At 66.8% G+C, this 21,352-nt stretch carries 12 protein-coding genes and 1 pseudogene; 3 read left to right on the top strand and 10 right to left on the bottom strand.

Annotated elements, in window-relative coordinates; genetic code table 11:
- Positions 1-105: 105 nt before the first annotated feature.
- Together ACWGJB_RS27075 and ACWGJB_RS27070 are read right to left on the bottom strand one after the other, a co-directional pair.
- Entirely contained in the window at positions 106-1,401 is a 1,296-nt protein-coding gene (locus tag ACWGJB_RS27075) for a Yip1 family protein (RefSeq protein ID WP_453382681.1), read from the bottom strand.
- 902 nt (positions 1,402-2,303) lie between these two features.
- Positions 2,304-2,537, bottom strand: coding sequence for a YozE family protein (locus ACWGJB_RS27070; RefSeq protein ID WP_453382680.1), 234 nt, complete (start codon positions 2,535-2,537; stop codon positions 2,304-2,306).
- Between the two features lie 480 nt (positions 2,538-3,017).
- Here ACWGJB_RS27070 and ACWGJB_RS27065 point away from each other — a divergent pair, with 480 nt between their 5' ends.
- Complete coding sequence (locus tag ACWGJB_RS27065) at positions 3,018-3,905, top strand: DUF5655 domain-containing protein (RefSeq protein ID WP_453382679.1); 888 nt, start codon at positions 3,018-3,020, stop codon at positions 3,903-3,905.
- Positions 3,906-4,300: 395 nt separating this feature from the next.
- Here ACWGJB_RS27065 and ACWGJB_RS27060 read toward each other — a convergent pair whose 3' ends face one another.
- Positions 4,301-6,232 carry a recombinase family protein gene (locus tag ACWGJB_RS27060; RefSeq protein ID WP_453382678.1) on the bottom strand — a complete coding sequence of 644 codons (1,932 nt, stop codon included), beginning with the start codon at positions 6,230-6,232 and terminating at the stop codon, positions 4,301-4,303.
- An 81-nt stretch (positions 6,233-6,313) separates the two neighbouring features.
- Here ACWGJB_RS27060 and ACWGJB_RS27055 point away from each other — a divergent pair, with 81 nt between their 5' ends.
- Together ACWGJB_RS27055 and ACWGJB_RS27050 are read left to right on the top strand one after the other, a co-directional pair.
- Positions 6,314-6,436, top strand: a complete 123-nt coding sequence (locus ACWGJB_RS27055; RefSeq protein ID WP_453382677.1) for a hypothetical protein — start codon at positions 6,314-6,316, stop codon at positions 6,434-6,436.
- Positions 6,437-7,036: 600 nt separating this feature from the next.
- Positions 7,037-7,876: a hypothetical protein gene (locus ACWGJB_RS27050; RefSeq protein WP_453382676.1), complete on the top strand. Its 840-nt coding sequence runs from the start codon at positions 7,037-7,039 to the stop codon at positions 7,874-7,876.
- Positions 7,877-8,326: 450 nt separating this feature from the next.
- On the opposite strand, the gene ACWGJB_RS27045 is transcribed toward ACWGJB_RS27050, so the two are convergent.
- The 7 genes and pseudogenes from ACWGJB_RS27045 to ACWGJB_RS27015 form a co-directional block, all read right to left on the bottom strand.
- Positions 8,327-9,070, bottom strand: a complete 744-nt coding sequence (locus ACWGJB_RS27045; protein ID WP_453382675.1) for an HNH endonuclease — start codon at positions 9,068-9,070, stop codon at positions 8,327-8,329.
- Positions 9,071-10,044: 974 nt separating this feature from the next.
- Positions 10,045-11,220 (bottom strand): HNH endonuclease, encoded by a 1,176-nt coding sequence (locus ACWGJB_RS27040; RefSeq protein WP_453382674.1) that lies wholly within the window; start codon positions 11,218-11,220, stop codon positions 10,045-10,047.
- 5 nt (positions 11,221-11,225) lie between these two features.
- A complete protein-coding gene (locus ACWGJB_RS27035) occupies positions 11,226-12,869 on the bottom strand; it encodes an AAA family ATPase (protein ID WP_453382673.1) in 1,644 nt (547 codons plus the stop codon).
- 11 nt (positions 12,870-12,880) lie between these two features.
- Positions 12,881-15,787: an N-6 DNA methylase gene (locus ACWGJB_RS27030; RefSeq protein WP_453382672.1), complete on the bottom strand. Its 2,907-nt coding sequence runs from the start codon at positions 15,785-15,787 to the stop codon at positions 12,881-12,883.
- Positions 15,784-18,696, bottom strand: a complete 2,913-nt coding sequence (locus tag ACWGJB_RS27025) for a DEAD/DEAH box helicase family protein (RefSeq protein ID WP_453382671.1) — start codon at positions 18,694-18,696, stop codon at positions 15,784-15,786. The genes ACWGJB_RS27030 and ACWGJB_RS27025 overlap by 4 nt, the downstream gene beginning before the upstream one ends.
- 141 nt (positions 18,697-18,837) lie before the next feature.
- A pseudogene (locus tag ACWGJB_RS27020) lies at positions 18,838-19,830 on the bottom strand (LacI family DNA-binding transcriptional regulator); the annotation flags it as partial.
- Positions 19,831-19,942: 112 nt separating this feature from the next.
- Positions 19,943-21,322, bottom strand: coding sequence for a DUF317 domain-containing protein (locus ACWGJB_RS27015; protein ID WP_453382670.1), 1,380 nt, complete (start codon positions 21,320-21,322; stop codon positions 19,943-19,945).
- Between the last annotated feature and the right edge of the window lie 30 nt (positions 21,323-21,352).

The raw sequence follows: 21,352 nt of genomic DNA, 5'->3' as shown, positions 1-21,352 counted from the left end.
GCACCTCGCCGGCACGCAGCAACCACGCCGACGGTAGCCCAGGCACCGGTCACGTGATGTGCTCGTCAGTCAGGAAGAGTCACCACATGAGACATTCTCTAAGCCTCACCGGCCCTTCATCAGCGCCTCTATTGGCATCTCGGCAAACCCACTATCGATCGATTCAAGCCCGTACCGCGCAAGGAGGGTGTTCATATCTTGCACAGTGGGCCTGATATTCTCTCCTCTTTTTGAGGAGGAGACGGTCACTGCAATGCTCGGGTCCTGCAGCACCCACCACGTGGTGAGGTATTTTCGCCTTGTTATCGCTGCAGTCAGATAACTTCCCTCGCGCAGTGGGAACGTCCATTTTATGAAATCGACGCTACGGGGTGCGCCACCCCTCACCCATTCTGGAGCATCGCGGATGTGCCTAAGTGATGATTCATCCCAGGACTTTTGCATGTCGGGAATATCGAGAGATACTCGATCCTTTCTGACTAGAATGGCTTCGGCGTAAGCCACGAGGGTCTGATACTTGATATGCTTTGGTAGCTGGATAATGCGATCTACCGTTCGAGTATCCCCGGGATCCAGCCATGCGTCCGTACCGGGATAGAAGATCATGCCATTCTCGATCACGGCCGAGCCCTTAATCTGGAAATTCTCCCGGACGACGCCGTTCGATGCGCCGTATAGCCAGCTTTTGCGAGTTTCCACCACCTGGCTCGTGTCCTCATGTCGCCCCCGGACCACGTAGATACTCTGGGGGACGTACGCAGAGACCTTCCCGCCATTCTTCAGCGTCAGACGCAGCGGCACCACAGTGCCACCAGTGGAATCGTTCGCCACAGGATTTTCAAACTCTACCGAAACCGAGACAAGCATAGGGGTAGAATATGGTAGATAAACCTGTGAGTATGCAAAATTGCCGACCGCTATAAGCGCCGCCACCAGGGCGCCTACAGCGAACGTGCGGGGCGCCGGAATATCTTTCCAGATTTTTTCACGCCGCAGGAGCGTCCATAGCGCCCAGCCTGACCAGGCTATAAGAATAATCCAGGCGATGAGCCAATTAGTGAGTTCGTGCCCCCCTATCTGCATCGCCAAAAGTCCAGCGTTGGCGATCAGAACAAGCAGGACGGCAGCCAGGACGAATATTCCCGAGGCCCTGAAACTCCGTCCTCCCCAGTAGTCAAAAGCGGTAACTGCGGCAAGAAACATCACTAGGGCGGCGACCAATGCGGAGAATCCGGTTATCCGGCCCGCGAACGATAGTGCTTCGCTAACATCCTTCAACCCGAACCAGGCGAGTATGCCGCCGCTGGTTACCAGCCCTGCAGCCATCACGATCGCTACGGGAAGGTCTCGGAGCCGTCCACTTGTATCTTCGTGCGGCCGAACAATATTCGGTTCTTCCATAAGGCCATCATGGGCGCAACAGCTGGGTAAAGCGCGCCGAATTACGCCATCCGTGACATGGTGGAGCTCGCTTCACACGCGGTGCACCCCCGGTCCTCAATAAAGCCCACCGAACTCGACCTCAAAGAGCGCAGTTGAGGTCGCTCTCAGCTCATCACGGAACGTCATACCAGCAAGACGACCGCCATGGGCTCGCGCTTGGGCAGTAGTCCACGGTCTTGGTCGTGTCTGCGTTGGGGCTGTCAGCCTAGGATGCTGTTGTTCGTGTTGGGAATGTGCCCGCCGCCACGCCCGCCCCCTTCGCTCGGTGTAGTGGATGGGCTCGGATTGCTAGCCGAATGCACCGCGGCGTCGTGCGTTGGCGTCACAGTCTCGGCGCTGGCCAAGCCGGTTGTTCCAACGAACAGCGCGGCAGCGCAGCAAACCCCTACTATGCGCGCGATTCGATTTCGAGTAATAAACACGAGAGCCTCGCTATCCGCCGTGGAGACTATCCGTCACCACCTGCGCTACTCAGGCAGGTATCCTTCAGGCTGTCGACTTTTGTCACAGATGGCAGAGTTTGACGTTTACAGGCGTGCCTTCCAATGGTGTCCCTGCTTCACTCGTACGTGCGTCCCGTACATCAGCCGCCAGGGTATGAGGACCCAACCAATGCAAGACCGGTGCTCCGCGGTGTCTTCTTTCTTATTCCTAAGCGATCAGGGTTAAAGTGTTCAAGAGACAGAAAGCCGATTCGGTGTGGGCTGAACTACCCATCGACCTCCCTCGATCATCTCCTGGGACAGGCTGTGCGCGCATCTCCTGGGCGGGACAGTGCTGTGCGCGCAGATAAAAGGACGGCACGAGCTCTAGCGCTAGAGGTGTAGCGAGCGAAACCCCTGTCGGCCCGCGCTACCGGCTCAGGCGTCACCTAGCGCCGCCTGGTCCGCCTCGTATCGAGCCCAGGCGTCTTCGAACATCTCTATGGCGGCTGGGATGGCGCCGCACTCTTCGAGATAGGCGCGCTGGCCCGCCCGCCCCTTCCGTGAGGGCCAGTCGTGATCATTGGCTACATCGCGGGCGAGGTCGCCGAAGCCACTGTCACGGTCGGTCTGGGTCTTCAACCACGCTGTGAAGCTCTTCGGTTTGGGCATGTCCCATACTTCCGCACAACCCCCCGACGTCGTCAGGGGTGCCCTACGCGTGAGAAGCGCGTGAGTGTGTCGGATGTGTGTCGCGTATATCGCAGATGGTGCGCGGGCCAGTGAGAGACAACCAGAAAGAGCGGGAGTCAGTGAGACTGACTCCCGCTCTCTCAAGTCGGCATCCGCCCTGGTCAGATCGCACTTTCAAGTTTCTGACCGGCGAGTGCCCCCGGCAGGATTCGAACCTGCGCACACGGCTCCGGAGGCCGGACAGTTCCCAGACGTCTTCGCAGGGCAGCGGGTTATCTGACTGAGTTTTAGCTGCCCGGTCCCGCGCATGTCCCGCAATCTTGAAATGTCCCATTCTGTCCCGCTCGTATCGATTGCGAGGTCCCGGAGGTCTTCGAGCCTAGGCTGCGAAGTGCCCGGAAATAAATCCGACAGCTCCTGCGGTTGAGTGTCGGCCACACTGGCTGCGCGGGAGGGGCGGTGCCGGACCTGAAGCTTTACAACACGAAAGGCGGCCTGACGGAGGTCATGCCACGTCTTGCTGATGCCGAGGCCGATGTGCAGAGCATCGTTGAGGGCAACATGGAGAAGCTGATCGGGGTCCGGTTCCTGGCGAGCGAATACGGCACCGGTCCGATCCACGGCGGCCGGATCGACTCGCTCGGCATCGACGAGAATGGGGCGCCCGTGATCGTTGAGTACAAGCGCGGCACTGACGCAGGCGTCATCAACCAGGGACTCTTCTACCTGTCCTGGTTGATGGATCACCGGGCGGAGTTCCGGTACCTGGTCCGCGACCGACTCGGGGCTGCGGTCGCGGCCCAGGTGCTGTGGAGCGCGCCCAGGCTGATCTGCGTGGCTGGCGACTTCACCCGCTATGACGTGCATGCCGTGCGCGAGCACCGGCGCAGCATCGACCTGGTCCGCTACCGCTTTTTCGGCAGTGAGCACATTGGCCTTGAGACCGTGGCCTCCGTCACCGGACATGCGCCTGCCACCGGTGTGGCCTGTCGACGCGCGTCTGCGGTGGCGAGCGGCCGAAGGCGAGACAGTGCAATGAAGGAGTTGGCCGCAGCGGTCGACGAGGTTCTGCTCGGCCTCGGGGGTGGCATCACCCGGCTTCAGCGCAAAACCTACTGCGCCTACCAGCGGCTGCGGAACTTCGCATGTGTCTGTCCGCCGCAGCAGACCAAGCTGCTCGTCTACCTCAACGCCGATCCGCAGGAGGTCGACCTTGTTCCCGGCTTCACCCGGGACGTGACGGTACTCGGCCACCATGGCACGGGCGACCTTGAGGTGCAGCTTCGTACCGAGCGGGACCTGGAGCGCGCCCAGTACCTGTTCCGCCTCAGCTACGCCGGGGTGTAGCGGCTCCTCCAACGGGCGGCTGTTCCGGTGGAATGTGGAGTTGTGGGCTGTCGTCGTTGGGGCGCCTCTTGGGGGTCAGGACGTGGCGGTGGACCATTAATGGTGCGGAGAATCCCCGGTTTGGCCAACCGGGGATCCGGGGCTATATTCCGCGCCCCTCGGCAGCAGCACCCCGACTTCAGCGCGAATCGCGATCCGGAACCCAGTTTGACCAGGGTGTCTCACACTGCGGACGGACGGTGTCTGATCACCAGCAGGCTGACGGCGGGCAGGTCCCGGAGAGGTTCTGCGAGAGCGGTGTAGACACTGGCCAACATTCCCGCCGATCCCGGTGGGCTCGATCTTGTGGGCGGGACTGGTCCTGGGCAGGGCCGGCGGTGCGGTGGTCGGCGTCATCACGCCCAAACGGGACGGTCGTGCTTGTCTGTAGCTGCTGCTCCGTGCTCCGGGAACGGAAATACGGTGCGGGCGCCCGATCTTTTGTTCCATGGTTCCGGCTCGCGGGCGGCGGACACCAGTCCGTCAACCAGGCGGCCCGGGATCGTCACCCGCAAGGTCAGTTCTTCGCGGGGCCGGCTGTAGCGGACCTCCAACCCGAAGGCGTTGTAGAGCCGGCGTTGGATCTCCTCTGGGACCAGGGCAAGGTCCACATCGAGGTGCGGGAGTGCATCCAGCAAGGCCGCGCTGTCCGGGCGTACAGCCTGTTTCGGCGATTCCAGGTGAGCCAGCTGCTCGGCGAGCTGTTCACGCTGGGCGCCCAGCGTGGCGTGCTCCTGGCGGATCGCGTCACGGAACTGCTTCTCTTGATCCGGGTCGAGATCGTCGACCTCATCGTCGCCGAAGCTGTTGGCGAGGGTGTGGATCAGGCGGGCCTGGAGCTGGCCGATGGCGCTTATCGCCTGTTCCAGAGTCGCCCGCTCCTGGACGATGCGTTCGCCGTCGTCATCCGCGGACCGAGCGACTTCGAGTGCGACCGTGAGGTGGCTGCGCCGATCGGGACCGAAGATCCTGGTGGCGAAGAAGCGAGAGATGGAGGTGATCAGGATCTCTTCGCGGATCCACAAGCTCTTGGGGTGATCAGGAAACCACGGCTGATCACGATGTTGGTTCGCGTCGGGCTGGCAGACGTAGTAGGAGATCTGGTGGCGGGTCTTGCCGAACATGCGGCGGTCACAGATGTCGCAGTAGACGTACGACCGCAGGACGTAGGAGCGCTTGGTGGCCGGGTGAGCGTTGCGTCCGTGGGCGGTGCGGGATCCCTGGCGATTGCGGCCCACAGTGGAGACGGCGTCGAACAGTTCCTTGGTGACAAGAGGCTCATGGGCGGGCCGGGGCGACCACACCCAGTCCTTGGGGTCGTTGTAGCGGCCGCCCTTCTTCGTCGCGCGGCGGTTCCAGACCTGGTAGCCCGTGTACTTGGGGTTGCGCAGGATTTCTCGTACGGCCCCTCCGCTCCAGCGGCCCAGGGCTACATCGGGGCGGGTCGGCTCCGGGGGCGGGTACGCGGCGATGTCCAGGTTCAGACGGTCGGCGATGGCGTCGTAGCCGAGCTTGTCCAGCCCGCGGAGTTGGAAGATATGGGTGACCGCTGAGGCCCGCGGCGGGTCGGGGATAAGCCGGTGCTTGGTACGGCCCTCGGCTCGGCGAGCCGGGATGGGGTGCGGCACTTTCTCCGCCAGGTAGCCGTAGGGAGGCTTGCCCACGTTCCAGCCCTGGGAGACGTGCTCGATGAAGCCGTCCCAGGACAACTCCAGCATCTGCAGCACGTACCACTCGGAGACGGCTTGCTTGACGCGCCGTGTGAGGGTGGGTGTGGCGCGCTTGGCCCTGGGACCGGTAATGATCGGCTCGTCGGCGGCGCACAAGGCGACGCCGGCCTGCTCCAACTCGTACTCGATCTTCGTACCGAAGTAGGTGCGCCGGGCGACGCGTTCGATCGACTCACAGATGACGGCCGCGAAGCGGCGATCGGGACGCTGGGCCTCTTCGAGGAGATCGGCGACACTGCCGTCGCGCGGGATGGGGATCTTGAAGTTCTGGTGGGCAAGGGAGTTGCCCCGCTCGTGCAGTTCTTTGCGGCCGGACTCGACGTCGTAGAAGTGGGCGACGATCACCCAGCCGGGCGGCAGCGCGGCTCTGGCGTTGCGCAGCTGCCGTGGCAGCGAGAGCGTGGCGTCCTGGGCGGCCTCCGTGGAGGTCCGGCCGAGCCAGGCCACCGGGACGGTCACCAGAAGCGCCGCGGCGTCCGGGACGCTGTCGGTGGCCCAAGGGCGTCCGGGTACGGGAGGCGACCAGGACGAGCGGGGGGCGGGTGGGGTGGCGGGCATGTGGTGTCCCTCTCCCATTGGTTATGTGTGGGAAGTTCTGGGCCTGCCGGCTTCTTTCTGTCCGCTTTCCGGTGGGGGGTCGTGGCGGGCGTAGAGGCACTCCAGCACCTCGCGGATCGCGGCATCTTGGCGCTGGGCCAGAGCCTGAGCGTCCTCGCCGTCGACAGCGACGTACTCCACGACCACCTGCGGCCCCTCGGCTGAGCAGGGCCTTCCCTGGGCGACGCTGACGGTCGCCGTCGATGGAGGCTCCGTCTCGGCCGTGTCGTCAAGGCCGCCGTCCGGCGTGTCGGATAGAGGGCGCGAGGGATGGTTCACGGTCGCTCCGGTGGCTACGGGAGCCCAGCCCCATTCTGATGGTGACCAGGTAGTAGAAATTCCACGCGGCACATTGCCACCGTGTCAACGCCCCGCAAGAACTCCCCTGAAACAATTCCGCGCCTCAGTCAGAGATAATCCCGGCATCTCAAGCGTGTCGTCTCGGCTCTTGCCAGATAGGGCAGGGGAAGGTGTTGAACCTGAGGCTGTTCATCGCCATGGCGGCGCGATCGACGTTACGCCGGCCTGGTGTTCGTGCATCGAGGGTATGGCCGCAGTCGGCAGGGGCGCACGGGAGGCCAGCGGGGCTGCCAGGGTTGAGCGCGATACGGAAAGTTGGCATTGCCGTGCCACGAAGACGGTCGACCTGGCCCCCCAGGGGGACGCACCCCGACGTGGCGCCGTCCTCCTGATGGTTGCCTATCGCCCAAGCGGGGCCGGATGGCAGTGCGGCAAGATACACGCGAGGACACGGAGGGGGGTCTCATGGACGGGAAACTCTGTGATGGTTGGGTCTACTCGCTCAGCGGGCAGACGCTCTGTTTCACGGGCAAAGTACTCATAGATGACGAATGGGTAATCCGAAAGGACTGCGCGGACATTTCCCAAAAGCTTGGCGCGAGCTGGAAGCCGGACTTTTCCCGCAAGATCACAGTCTTCGTGCACGGCGAACTCGCTAGCCAGGCCGTGACCGACACTCACCGCGAGTACAGCAAGAAGCTCGTGCGCGCCGCATGGGAACGCGACCGGGGATACCACGTATGCGTCGTGGATGGGGATGGCTTCGCAGACCTTATCGTCGGCCACCCCGCGCGTTGCCGAGAATTGCAGAGGGCACGGGGCGCAGACGATCACATCTTCGTCCTGCCGCAGACTGGGGATGGGATCTTGGGTGGCCCGCTTCAGCGACACACAGTCGGGCACCACGATTCTGGTGCGCTGACCCTCGACCTCGCCCACCTCGACAAGGGCACTGAGGCACACGAGTCGACGATCGCGGCACTCATCGAGCACCTGTCCCGCCAGCACATCGAACTCCGCGCGCACGCTCGCAATGCCCCTCGATTCGACGCGGGATGGTCACGCAATGATGACGTCTTCATCGCCGAGGTAAAGAGTTTGACCGGCGCGAGTGAGGATCAGCAGATTCGATTGGGGATCGGGCAGGTTCTCGACTATGCCCATCAGCTCCAACTGGCAAGGAAATATGGTCGAATACGTCCCGTCCTGGTGCTGGAGAAGCAGCCAACTGACCCTAGGTGGACCTCACTCGCTGAGGCCAGCGCGATCCTCCTGACATGGGCCCCGGATTTCGCAGGGTGCTGAAGCCCCGAGATTCTCCCGCTGGACGAGTGGCAGTGCCGGGGCCAGCGGGTGACTGATGCACGAAGGGCCGTCGACGTGTTCTCGACGACGTATCACGTGGGGTTCGTCGCCATCCTTGAACCTCCACAAAGGGCTCTTGACCTGCGGTTTTGTGTGTGCGCGTTCTGTGTGATGTGGGCGTTACCGGCGATATCTTGACATGGAGCGTCATGCCTGTTGCGCCGCTGGGCAGGCGTTCTGATGCGTAGTCCGGTCAAGCAGAGTCGCCGAGAGTTTCGTGGCGCCCAGCGGTTATGCTCATCCACTTGCGCAGCCCCCAGCGAGTTCTTCGTCTGCTGGGGTACACCGTCTGCATGGCTCTGCCCAGTGCGAATGTGCTGTGTGAAGGGACACGGGCAAACCTTGGCCCGGGTATGGTCCGGATTTTGGGAGGGGGACCCGACCGCGGTCTCAGTTGCTCTGCCGTTCAGAGGGCAGGGCCGTGAGGGGTGCGGGATTGCGGCTGGTCCAGTGGCGGCGGTGGTGGCGAACGTGGTCGGGATTGATGTAGTGCCACTGATGGCGCTTGAGCTTGGTTCCCAGGCGGTCCTTGACGGTGTCGACGACCGTGAGGTCGTCGGTCAAGACGTATGCTCCGCCGTCAAAGCGGACGTGGCAGTTCGGGCAGAGGCACAGCAAGTTCTCGGTGAGGTCGGGTCCGCCGTCCTCTCTGGCCCGGATGTGAGCCGCTTCGCTATAGCGGTGGCGGGGTGAGGGCAGGACCAGGGTGGTGGCGCATATCTGGCAGGAGTCCTGGTACCACTGCTTGAGCTTGCGGACGGCATTGATGCCGCTTGGTGAACGAAGTCCGTAGGCGTATTCGCCGTAGGTCTGCCCTTCGGGGGTGTTCGAGAGGGCGGGAGAGGCTTGGCCTTCTGACGTCGATACGCGGCGCATGGCGTCATCCACGTACTCGACGACCTGATGCACCATGTCGCGGTCCATGGAGACAAGACGGCAGGTGTCCTTCACGGCGCGGCGGGCGAGTGACCATGCGGCCTCGACGTGGATGCCGTGGATGTCGGTGCGTTCGGCCGCAGCGAGTGCGCCGGCCATGCGGGAGACGTGGTCGCCGACCCGGAGGAAGAAGCCGCCGTGCTTTTCGGGCAGAGCCGTGTCCCACCTGTCCTCCGCCTCACGGACCGCGTCCAGCAATTCTCCTGCGCGAGGGGTGTAGGTCAGGCACGGCCGAGTGTGGAAGGACCACCGGTATGCCTCTGCCAGGTCGTGTCGCCAACTGTCCGACGACGCTCTCGCCCGCCGGGCAGGACCGCCGCGCTGGGCAAGGTGCAGGACACGTGACCAGGTGGCGGCATCCGTGGACAGAAAGCCGCGCCACGCCTGGAGGGAGAGAGTCCACAGGGCGCCGACGTGTGGTGGAGTGGATCTCCCGGCGCATCGGTGGTGCCTGAAGCCCCGCGTGGGAATGATGTGCCGACCGTCCCACGCCATGCGCGTATGGCTCTCCAGGAGGGGACTTCTCCAGGAACTGCCGGGGCCAGCCGTGAAAGGAGAACCGGTCAGGAGAAGCGCGGAGGTGCCCATACCGGCGTTCTCCGCCCGGCGGGTGGAATGCACTGCTGCGCTATACATCCGTCCGTTCGTCACATCCTGGTGGGTCGCCAGCGGAGCAAAGCCTCCGAGGAGACGGCGAAGGGCATCGACGAGCCGGGACCCGTCGGACGCATCGTCATGTACGTGTGACATCCAGACCGTCAGCGGGGCACTGGGCCAGGAGACGATCGAGACCGCGGGGGAGACAGCTGCGGACCACCAGCTGATCGCTCCCGCATAGAGGTCTGCCGGGTTCAACCCTGCCGGGACGGCTTCGGCTGCGGCCATCTCCCCGAGCGGTCCTCGAAAGATGAAATCGTCGTCCAAAATGCTTCCTTGTCGTCGTGCGGCGTTGTCTAGTGGGCTGATCTTGTCCCGTACCTCTGACAACGAATGAGGGACGAGGCGGTGCGATGAGGCGCGGACGCTGCCAGACAGCGGCTTGGGGCCCGTTGAGTGAGTTTGAGGGAAGTGGGACGCCGTGATGGTCGATCCGTTTCCGATGAGTGACGTTCGTTCTGACGGTGTCGGGCTGGTCAAGCCGTTTGGAAGAGCGTGGTGGCGGGCGGTGTCCTTCAGTCGTTCTGGGCGATCAGGGAGTCGCGCAGGTCGGAGAGCGTCCGGGTTGTGCCGTCCACCGTCAACGACCAGAAGGTCCACCCATCCGCCTTCTCGTCGCCGGCAGCCATCCGCGCCGCGGACGTGGGCGTGGCCAAAGGCTGCTGGAAGCACATGATGATGCCGTCCGCCCGCAGCGTTGCCCTGACCGGACCCATCTTCCCCCGGCCTGTCAGCGTGATCCCGCCTGCGGAGAACGCCTCGGGGGGCAAGGCGGCCGCCAGGGCCCGTAGGTCGACGCCATGGCCCGTCGGCGTGGCCGCCGGGGGCTTGGTTCCGTCGCTCGCGGGTTCGGTGGCACCGCCCCCCGCCTCTATTGCAGGAGACACCTCGTCTACCGAGCGGCCGTAGGCGAGAAGCGCCAAGCGTTCGGCTGCCGCTGCCGCTGCACTCCACTCGGCGGTCGTCCGTGTCAGGTCATCGATCTCGTTGCGGGCGTACCGCGCCACAACGACGTCGTCTCTGCGGATGAGGTATAGCTGGACGAGTCGCACCACCTTGTCGATCAAGGTGGACCTTCTCTCAGTTAGCCGGTCGGCATTGAGTGCGAGTATGCGTATGGTCTCGTCCACCCGGCAGAGATCCCGGGCCACCTCGTCGTCGGAGTAGGGCCTTTCGGGCCTCCGGCGGGCGTAGCCCTGCCTGTCGAATCCGACGAGATCGGCGTCCTCGGCCACCACGGGATCAAGGAGCACCGGCAGTTCGCCCTCTAGGCTTTCGCCCACGGACGCGCGTTGCCCGAGTAGAGGGAAGCGGGCTCCCTTGCCCGGCCCGGCGCTTTGATTGCCGTAGCGGGCACCGCCGCTGTTGCAGTAATGGCAGGCGAGGCGGTAGTTGGCGGGGTCATAGGCGAGCCACCAGTACCCGCGGTGCTTGGCCTCGCCGGCGACGGCGGACTTCGGTCGGTAGTGGTCGACGTGGTAAGGCCATCGATCGCCCCTGGACTCGCAGTACCAGCATTTGTCCATGAGGGCGATCAACTGGTCGCGGATCGCGTCCTCCCGCCACAACTCGCGGAATGTGAGCTCCTTGTCCGCGTCCTTCGCGTCCTCCTGGAGCTTCTCGATTTCCTTGGCGGCCCGGTCCGCCCACTTCGGCGGCGTGGTGAGTCCGGTGGTGTCTACGTGGCGCACCGGGATCAGACCCCCTGGGAGAAGTGCTCGCCGAAGAGCACGCGTGCGGTCGCTTCGAGCTCCTCGCCCGTCACAGTCCCATTCCGGGCCTGTTCGATGAGTGCCGTACGTCGCCGGTGCAGTTCCGCCAGGAAGGAGGAGAGCACCGCATCACGACGCCCAGTAGTGAAGCCCAGTCCGTCGAGCCGGTCGGTCACCTCCTGGAGTTCCCGGCGGGCCTCGGGGTCGTCGCCCGCCACTGGAATGAGGCGGTACTGGGTGTCGATCAGGTCCTGGGTGTGTTCGTCGAGTTGGCTCGGGAGGCGGAATAGTTCCGAGGTGAGCAGCCCGCCGGCTCCTTGGCCTCGTGGGTTGGTGTCCGGGACGAGCGCCTTGGTCCGTCCGTCGGTGTCCGTGTCGAGCACCCGGATCTGTTGCCGCAGCATGTTCGAGATGAGGAGGGGCTCGTGGGTGGCGGCGATGAACTGCGAGCGCTGTCCATCGCCGAGCATGCTCTGGACGGACGAATACCAGCGCCGGCTCCACTCGGGGTGGAAGTGCGCGTCGGGTTCGTCGAGCAGGAAGAGCGACTCCTGGCCTCGCTGCAGCCGCAGTAGACCCAGGACGGTGAGGATCTGCTGTTCGCCGGAGCTCAGTTGGTCCGCCCGGACGACGGCGCCGTCCGCCTTGCGGACGCGCACGTCGGCGGTCAGGTAGCCGGCCATCTGGAGGGTGGACAGGAGCCCGAACATTGACAGGTCGCTGTCGAAGAGGTTACGGAAGGCGAGCACGTCCTCGGGGCTGCTCATGGTGAGGGCGAACCCGTCGTCGGGGGTGCCGGCGCTGTACAGCGGGTCCGATTCCGGCACCGGTCCGAAGCGGCCGGATGCCGCTGCCTCGGCGAAGAGGGCGCGCGGCGGCCCGCCCAGCCCCCAGTACGGCAGGGCCGACAGCTCCTCCCCCACCGACGCGGGGGCGCGCAGGTGCAGCGTGGCGGACACCACCCCGTCCACCCGGGCCTGTTCCTTGAGGTAGTCGCCGAAGACATCCGCCCACTGGGCGGCCAGGGAGAGCAGGACCAGGGGGAGCCAGTCGGGCGTGCACAGGAACCCCGGGGTGTACAGCGGGCACGCGATCGGCAGCTCCAGCTGCTCCGACCACACCCCGTCCTCGTTCTCCGGGTTGTCCTGCCAGGCGAACCAGGACTCCGTCCACTGCTCGCGCCAGGCGGCCAGCTCGGCCTCGGCGAAGTGCACGTGGCGCTCGAACTCGGAGCCCCAGGGGACCCGGCCGTGCACCTGGTACCCGAAGACGTGGTCGGGAAGGTGGTGGAGCCAGTCGTGACGCGGTGTCTCGTCGCGCGATCCGGCGGCGTCGGTCACCCACATGACCGGTTCTGCCTCGGCGGACGGCTGCACGATCTCGACGGTCGTGTCGAGGAGCCGGTAGCGCACCTCGTAGCCGAAGTCCGTACGGCCCGAATGGCCGAGGGCGCAGCGGTAGAGAGCCCCGAAGAGTTCCGCGAGCGCGTGCAGGATCCGGGACTTCCCGCCTCCGTTGGGGCCGATCAGTACGGCTATGGCCTGCCCCTTGTCGACGGCGCTCTCCAGGTCGAGGGTGAAGTCCCGCAGGCCGCGGTAGTCGGGCAGCCTCAGCTGCAGCAGCTGCATCGGATCCCCCCTCAGCTGGACCGGAACGTACGGGCATCGCGCGGCGGCGTGAGCTCCTCCGCAAGCCTGGCGAACCGTCGCCAGGCGTCCTCCAACCGCCCGGAGATCTGCTGGGCGATCAGATGCGGCTCTGGGGCGTCTCCCGGATCCTCCTCGCGCAGGTCGGCGCCGAGGTCGAGGTTGACGCTGGGCCTGGCGAGGAGCGCTTCGACGGAGTAGCGCTTGAACATCGGCGACGCGGCCCGGGAGTCGGGCGGGTGCCCGGGTCGGTAGGCGGCCACGAACGCGTCGAGACCGGAGCTGGGGGAATCGGCGACGGTCGCGTGTCCGGTCCGCGCGTCGTAGACCCAGAGGCGGCGGGTGGCTGGCGATCCGTCGGGGCGGGCTGTGGACTTCTCGAAGAACAGGACGTTGAGCTTGACCCCTGAAGAGACTCTGGAGAGGCCGAGGGGGAGGCGGAGCAGGGTGTGCACGTCGCACTGTTTCAGCAACTGTCTCCGTACCCGTTCCCCGGCGCCTGCCATGAAGAGGACGCCGTCCGGTACGACAACGGCGGCCCGGCCGCCGATCTCCAGCAGGGTGTAGACGTGCTGGAGGAAGTTGAGCTGCTGGTTGCTGGTGGCAGCCCAGAAATCCGGCCGGACGAAGGCGAGCGCCTCGGCGCCGTCGAGGTCGGGCGCGCCGGTGGACGGGGTCGCCGAGCGTCGCTGCCCGAGTGGCGGATCGGCGAGGACGAGGGTGGCCCGGCGGCCGGGACTCAAGGCGAGGGAGTCCCGCACCTCGATGGCCGCCGGGTCGCCGTTGAGGGGCTCGACGCCGTGCAGGAACAGGTTCATGGTGGCGAGGCGCGCCGTCGCGTCTACCAGTTCCGTCCCGCGGATCGCACCGTGGGACAGCCGCTCCCGCTGGCCGGGCGGGACGCCCGGCGGGAGGTGTCGGGCGATGTGTTCGAAGGACCGCACCAAGAATCCCCCGGTGCCCGCCGATGGGTCCACGATCGTGTCCTCGACGGTCGGACGCGTGCACGCAACGATGGCGTCGATCAGTTTTCGGTGGGTGAAGTACTGGCCTGCGGCGGTCCGGTGGTCTTGAGCGCACCGGGCGAGGAACGCATCGAAGACCGGGGCACGCCACTCCGGCCGTTCGTCCCACCATGAGAGCCCCTCCCCGACCTGTTGGATCAGATTCTGGAGGTGCGCTGGGTGACGCAGGCGGTTGTGGGCCTGGTGGAAGATTCGGCCGACCACGCCGCCGCGCTCGCCAAGCTCCCTCAGGAGGGCGCCGTAGTACTGGGTAAGTTCCGTGCCCTCGCGCAGCGCGAGCTCGTCCCAGGCGTCGTGCCCCAGGACGTCGACGCGGTTGACGGGCCGGTGCCGCAACTCCTGCGCCGCCTTGAGGAAGAGCAGGTACGTCACCTGCTCGCCGTACTCCAAGGCTGTTAGGCCGTCGTCGCTCAGTAGCGGGAAGGAGGACCAGAGGCGCTCGGCCCGGCGCTCCACCTCGGAAGGTCGGTTGACAGGCCGTCGGGCGGGCGTCGTCGGCGGCACGGTCACTGCTCCCTCGAGTCGTACGTCGTTCTCGCTGCTCGGCAGGGCGCCGGGGGGCAGCCTTCCCGCGAGGGCCTGCTCCCGGCAGCCATCGCGCAGCCGGTCCGCCATCGCCAGGGCTTCCTCAGCCGAGGCCGTGACGGAGGTAAGTCCGCCGTTCCACGCCTCCAAGGAGGCGAGAAGTGAACCCTGTTCGTCGAGCGGAGGAACGAGGACGGGGGTCCGCCGCAGCTGCTCGAGGCCCAGGGAGGCTAGGCCTGCTGTCCTCCGTGCGGCGCCCAGCAGATGGCGTCGGCCGGGCCCGTTCGCGTACAGGGCGAGCAGTCGGGGGTGCAGGGCGTCCCCGACCATGCGGACCCGTGCCACGTGATGGTTCGGCACGTACGTGCGGTGGGAGGAGCCCTGTTCCCACACCCGGGCGAGGCCGAGGCTGTCGGGCCGTCCGCTCAACACAAATAGGACGTCCCCGGGGCTCAGCCGGTTCGCCTCCGCCGTGCGGGCGTCCAGCCGCACCGTTGGCATCCGCTCGTGTGCCCAGTGCTCGCCCCGGAACTCGGCCGGGCGCAGAGAGCCCACCTCGACCTCGTGCGGTTCGTCCGCGCGCCGACTGTCCGCCATGGGCCCGCGTACGACTTCGGCCAGCTCGCCGAGGGTGACCCACCGCCATCCCACGGGGACGGCGGGCAGGGGGGCGCGGTGCGCGGGGGTGGAGAGCTCCGGGTCTGAGTGCGGTCCGGTCGTGGTGCGGCCAACGACGCCGTGGTCGATCACGAGGGTGCGGAGGTCTTCTATCCGCCGCAGCGTGTCGCGGACGGCGGCTTCCTCCTCGTCGACCCGGACGAGCCAGAAGGCGAGGGAGGTCTTGATCCGCTCCTGCTCGGCTCGTGGGGGCAGCGGCAGCCGAACTCGTTCCAGGTCCCGTGCCGTGATGTGATGCAGGCCAGCGCCCTCACGTACGGACGACTCGATCTGGCGGCGCACGGCGCGGGACTCCCACGCCAACACCAGGTACTCGGGGTCGATCAGCCGCTCGTCGACCCGCGCCCGCACCATGGAGGCGGGGTACGTCGTGGGCCCGGTAGTCTCGCGGACCAGGGCGGCCCGCCCGGTCCGTGCCCCAGGCCCGCTGTTGCGGTTTATCAGGATGTCGCCCGGCTGGATCAGACGGTCGGCCGCTTCCGCTTCCGCTGCCGAGGCCCACGGACCTTCCCAGGACTCGGCGAGGTCGATTGTCGCCGACCGCAGCGCGGGCAGGCGGAGGACGGGCACCCCGCCCGGGACGGCCTGACCGGACCGGCCCGCCGCCAAGGGCTCGCGCAACAGCTCGCCCAGCGGAACCTCAGTCCAGCCGGACGGCAGTACCGCGCTCACGCGAGCACGCTCCGCAGCTCGTCCAGCAGGCGAACCGCACCCTGCTCCCCGAAGGCGCACAGGAAGCCCGACGTGCCACCCCTGAGGGTGAAGGGAACGGCGTCCAGAGATGCGGCGGCGAAGTGTCCGCCGGCCGCCGTGCCGTCCGCGATGTGCTCCAACCACCAGACCTGGTCGGAGTCGAAGGACCGTCCCCGGCGCTCCTGGCGGTCGATCCACGCGTTGAGCCGGTCGAAGACCTGGTCGCGATAGGGGCGCGGGCGCGGCTCCAGGCCCGCTTCGTACCGGACGAGGGCGAGGAGGTCCACCGGCCCCTTCGGCGCCCGCGGCCGACGGGGATCCGACACAGTGACACCGGCGCGTTCGTACGCGCTCCAGATCCGCTCCGCCGTCAGGCCATGCGGCGGCCGCGCCAGAGACTCGGCCAATGAGCGAAGCCTTCGGACGTCCCCCTCAGTTAGGCCCCCTGTGCTGGTGATCAGCTCCCGCGCCAGGTCGTTGCCCGCCCGGAGGAAGGACCGCCAACGCTCCATGACCTCGGCGTCGTCGACTGTTGCGGCGGCGACGGCCGGTGCTGGGGCCTCGTCCGCGTCCTTCCTCTGCCCCCGCTTCCTCGTCGTGGAAGATTGACTGGCATGGTGTCGTGTGACGCCGACCGGATCCACGACCACGCACTGGGTTTTGGCCGACGCGCCGGGGGTGACCGCCCGCAGTTCCGCCGACGCGATAGAGCGCGTCCCGACCGCGAGCATCTGGAAGTACCGATTTGAGGATTTGACGTCCCGCAGGAACAGCAGACATTCGACGGGGGCGATGTCCGCACCAGTAAGCAGGCCCACCACGACGATGACCCGCAGTTCGACGGTGTTACGGAACTGCGAGAGCCACAGGTGCGGTGATCCGCCTTTGAGCGTCACCTTCTGGCAAAAGCCAGGCCCCTGCCCGAACACCGCGCGCACCGCGTCGACCACCTCGTCCGCATGCCGGTCGTCTGCCGCGTAGACGACGGTCTTGGGCAGCGCCACGTCCCCGGAACCGAGCCCCGCCCGCTCAGGGAACATCGACGGCAGCCCCTCCTTGAACGCCGTCAGTGCGGCGTGGAGCGCCTTGCCGCTCACCACGGAGCGACGGTGCCCGAGGGGCTCCTCCACGTCGAGGTCGAACTCCTCCTCCAGTGTGTCGGCCGCACGCTTCGGTCGTGTGGGGAGGCCGGCAATGCGGTAGATGGTGACCTCCACTGCTCGGCCGTCGCCGATGGCGTCCTCGAAGGTGTAGGAGCTGACAAGATTGCCCTGGAAGACTTCCAGCGCCCGGTCCGTCGGGGTGGCCGTCAGGCCGAGCACCGGGGCGTCGAAGTAGTCGAACAGTGCACGCCATCGGGGGGAGACGGACCGGTGGCAGTTGTCGGCGATGACGAGGTCGAAGGACTCGGGGGGCAGATCGGGCCGGTAGCGGACTCCGGACGCCGGATTGCCCCTGGACAGGGCGTTGTGGAGCCGCAGCACGGTGCTCACGATGACCCCGTGGGACGACACGGCGTCAGGGCTCAGCCGCTCCACCCGGTACGACTCGGTGAACTTCCGGCCATCGTCGCCGGGCCCGGAGTACGCCGCGAAGGTCGCCAGCGCCTGCATTTCGAGCTCTACCCGGTCGACCAGGAAGAGGATTCGGCGGGCCCGGGCGTGCCGCAGCAGACGGTGGGCTGCGGCGACGGCCGTGACCGTCCGGCCGCCCCCAACAGCGATCTGGACCATGGCCCGGCGCTCGCCTTGACGCAGCGAGCTCTCGAACGCCCGCACCGCCTCGTACTGCCACGACCGGAGGAAATTCTGGGGGTGGTCGTCATCCATGAGGTCCGGAAGGCGGTGGCGCACGCGGCCCTGGAACGTCGGCGCTTGTGGATCGGCCATGGCCTCCCGCAGCCAGCGGGCCACGGTATCCGGCTGGTGGAAGGTGAAGACCACCCGGGGGCGCGGCTCGGGGTCGTCCCCGTTCCGGAACAGCACCCGGACGCCGTCGGTGGCGTATATGTAGGGCATCCGCCGCCCCGCTGATGCCGTCGACGGGGTGCCGGCCTCACGAGTCCGGGCCATCGCCGCGCGCAGGTCCTCGCTGCGGGGCCGCACCTCGACGGTGCCCACCGGCTGGCCGTCGACGCGGAGCACGTAGTTCGGTCCCGCCGCCCGCTCCGGTTGCGCCGGGCCCCGCATCGCGACCCCCCGCCCCGGTAGCTCGTGCGGCGTCTCCGAATCATCCCGTACGGTCCATCCCGCCTCGCTCAGCAGCTCCGCGACGCGCCACTCCGCCTCCAGGAGGGCCGAACGTGCCTTCAGGGATGCGCGGGTGGCCGTCTCGGCGGGCGTACGCCGATCGAAGGTCCGCCGCAGCACGGGGACGTACTCGTCGAGCAGGGCGACCCAGGTGGCCAGGTCGGTCACCGGCTCCCACACGGCCACCTGCTGGCGGGGTGAGCTCGCCGGGGCGTCGTCCCATTCGGCTGGCGGGACGAAGGAGAGCGCGTCACGCACTCCGGTCCGGAGTCGGAAGTACCACACGCCCAGGTCGAAGCAGTGCCGTACGAGACGTCGGGCACGGGACCAGTCGTCCAGTCCGGCCTCGCTGCCGGGTGTGGGGTCGTTGGAGCGGCGCAGTTCGGTCAGCGCGCGGTGCACCGGGCCATCGGCCGCGCTGTCAACGGACTCCGGGCCGAGCAGCCGGGCGGACTCCGCGGTCAGCACCTCCGCGAACTGCTGGGCCTGAGCGAGAGATCGGTCCGGGCGGGCGTGCGCGTCGGCCTCGGCACCCGCACCGTACAGCAGGAGGAGGGGCTCCAGCGGCAGCAGGAATCCGAAGTTCGCGGAAGCGGCGGCCAGCTCCGAGAGGGCTTCCTCGGCGGCTGCCTGGTGCACTCGGCCCACGTTCCCTTCAATCTTCGTCAGCGTCACCGGCGACCGTGGCACGGCGTTGAACAAGCACCCAAATCTATCGTCTCGGGTCGGGCCCCGAGCCCGTCCGGCGGGGCCGTTAACCGAGGAACGGGCTGGGCCCAGTCATCGTGATCGGCAGCAGGGTATGGATCGATGGCGAGGGGATTGGACCATGGACGCGCGTGCGCGCAGGAGATCGTTGAGCACGCGCACCGGAGACGTCGGACACAGGGCCAGTCGGGCGTCGAGCGCTGTCTCCCACTGTTGGGTCAGGCCGAGCATGAGGCGTTTGCGTATACCGGGGGTGACGTGGGCGTAGCGTGCCGAGACCGAGCCGTCGATGTGGCCCATACGTTGGTCCATGAGGACCTTCTCGGTGCCGAGGTCTTCCATCACGGTCCGGTGGGTGTGGCGGAGGCCGTGGGGTGTGAGGCCCTTGGCGATCGGGAGCCAGCATACGTCGGCACGCTCACTGACGCCGCGTCCTCGGGCCGGGATGCCGGGCCACGGCTCGCCGAGCAGCGGTACGGGGCGGGCCTGCTGCGGTGCCTTCTTGGGGTACCAGCCGGAGACCGCTGGGGTGAACAGCCAGGTCGAGAAGCCGTTTCGGCGCCAGTGGGCTGCGTGCTCCGAGACCGCGCCGCCCCGCACGAACCCCAGGTCGGCGATGGCCTGTTCCACTCTGACCCGCTTGGCTTCGGTGACGCGGTCGGGGTGGTTGAGGACGTTGGACACCGTGCCCGCAGACTTCGGCGGCGTGCGACGTCGATGAGCTTCGCCGCCTTGGTGGCCACCGGCGCGGGCCACGCCTTGCCCCCGGAAGACGTAGATCTTGCCGTGGCACGGGCAGGCTGTCAGCTTCGTGCGGGCGACGTGGTTGGCGACCAGGGCTGACAGCCAGTCCATCGCGTCGATGGTGCGGTAGCTGTCGTCCATGGGCGGACAGCGCACCAGCTGACCCGTGTCGAGTTCGTACAGTTGCCACTCGACGCGGATGGAGCAGGGGCTGGCGAATTCCGCCTCCAGACCGACGATTTCGCCCCAGCGCATGCCTGTGTACCCCTTGAGGACCACGGCGACGAACTCGTCGTCGCGGCCGGAAGTCGCTCGCTCGCTGACCCAGAAGGTGTGGGAGAGCATCTTCGGCGACTAGGCCGGAAAAGTTGCAGTGCCGACGGCCAGAGATGGTCGTCGGCACTGTCACGGCTTGTGTCTCGCTGGCGCTCAGTCAGAGAGTTCGGCCGCTCGTGTGGCCGGCCGTTGCCGGCCGCATAGCCGGTGGCGTGGTGCCGAGGCGTGCGCGGCGATCGCGCGGTGCGGCGTTGGTTTGGCGGGTGCCGGTTCCGTGGGCGAGGTTCTCGGCGAGGTCGGCCAACAGCGAGCTGGGGGTGTAGGGGGATGCCGTGATGGTCCAGGTGGGGTGGTCGATGCTGGGGCCGGCCCAGACGGTCCAGGTGGCGAGAGGGCTGTTCAGCTTCTGGGCGGCGAAGGCGTCGAACTGGATGCCGACGTCCTCGGACAGGTTCGTCCAGCGAATCCAGCGTCCGTCGACGGTGTGCTTCCATCCGGCGTCGGTGAGGGGCTTCGCGGCGGCGGTGACGGTCTTCTCGTCGACAGGGCTTCCGATGGCGGTGTCCCACGCGTCGCCTTCGGCGAGGATGTGTAGCAGGGTCTGGAGCACGGGGGCGGGGGTGGTGCCGGTCGCGGTGAGGTGCCACATCCGGTCGGAGACGGGCGTCTCGTACGCGGCCACGGTCCAGGCGGTCTCGCGAGGGTGGGCTTCGTGGACGCGCTCGATGCGCAGGGTCTGGGATTCGTGGATCGCGTGGGTGGTGTCGTCGGACCAGGTGCGCCACTTCTCCCAGTCGCCGTACTCGTCGAGGAATCGATCGAGGATGGCGTCGTGGTCGCCGGGGTCGCCGGGGTCGGCGGCGTAGGCGGGAACCGTTTCCGTTCGCTGGACGGGCTGTTCGGGCTTTGCAGATGCCGGTGTGCCAAGCGTGCTGCGGGCTTCGGCGGTCTGGCGTTCGGTGTCGGTCATGGGTGCGGGGCCGGGGCGCATGGTTTCGCCATGGAGGCGTTCGAAGGCTGCGAGGGCCTGGGCGGGTGAGTCGAAGGAGTCTGAGATCTGCCGCAGGTGGTTCTCGCCGTGGAGGTAGACGCTCTTGCCGTCGCGGTAGGTGCCGACCGCGACGGTGGTTCCGCTGTCGTCGGCGTGGGCATGGACGACGAGGCGGCCGTGGCGGATGTCGTCATAGATCTTCTGGGCTTCGTTGGAGACCTCCCGGATTTCCTCGCGAGTGCACCAGTGCATGGGGTAGTTGGCCCATGTCCATTCCTCGTCGATGGCTTCGCGGAGCCGGGGCGTGATCTCGGTGGTGATGCCTTCGACGGTCAGCGCCTGGGCGGCGTTCTCCGCCCAGTAGGACTCCTCGTGGTCGATGCGGGCCAGGACCAGCGTGTGCTCGTCGACGGCTTCGAATCCGCGGGCAGCCAGAAGCGCGTGCGCGGTGCGGTGTCGCGTGCCGGCGAGGGTGGCGGTCACGGCACTGGAATGGACGGGGTGGGTGTCGAGACGGACGTGCGCGTCGATCGCGGGGGTCGTCAAGGGGCGTCGCTCAATTCGGCCTGTGTACGG

The sequence above is a fragment of the Streptomyces sp. NPDC054813 genome, from assembly GCF_053611365.1.
The sequence above is the reverse complement of the archived record's forward strand: the minus strand, read 5'-3'. Positions and strand labels throughout refer to the sequence as shown.

Excerpts from the sequence above, each read along its gene's own strand:
- ACWGJB_RS27035 (WP_453382673.1), bottom strand. The coding sequence starts at position 12,869 with ATGCAGCTGCTGCAGCTGAGGCTGCCCGACTACCGCGGCCTGCGGGAC.
- ACWGJB_RS27075 (WP_453382681.1), bottom strand. The coding sequence starts at position 1,401 with ATGGAAGAACCGAATATTGTTCGGCCGCACGAAGATACAAGTGGACGG.
- ACWGJB_RS27050 (WP_453382676.1), top strand. The coding sequence starts at position 7,037 with ATGGACGGGAAACTCTGTGATGGTTGGGTCTACTCGCTCAGCGGGCAG.
- ACWGJB_RS27070 (WP_453382680.1), bottom strand. The coding sequence starts at position 2,537 with ATGCCCAAACCGAAGAGCTTCACAGCGTGGTTGAAGACCCAGACCGAC.
- ACWGJB_RS27060 (WP_453382678.1), bottom strand. The coding sequence starts at position 6,232 with ATGCCCGCCACCCCACCCGCCCCCCGCTCGTCCTGGTCGCCTCCCGTA.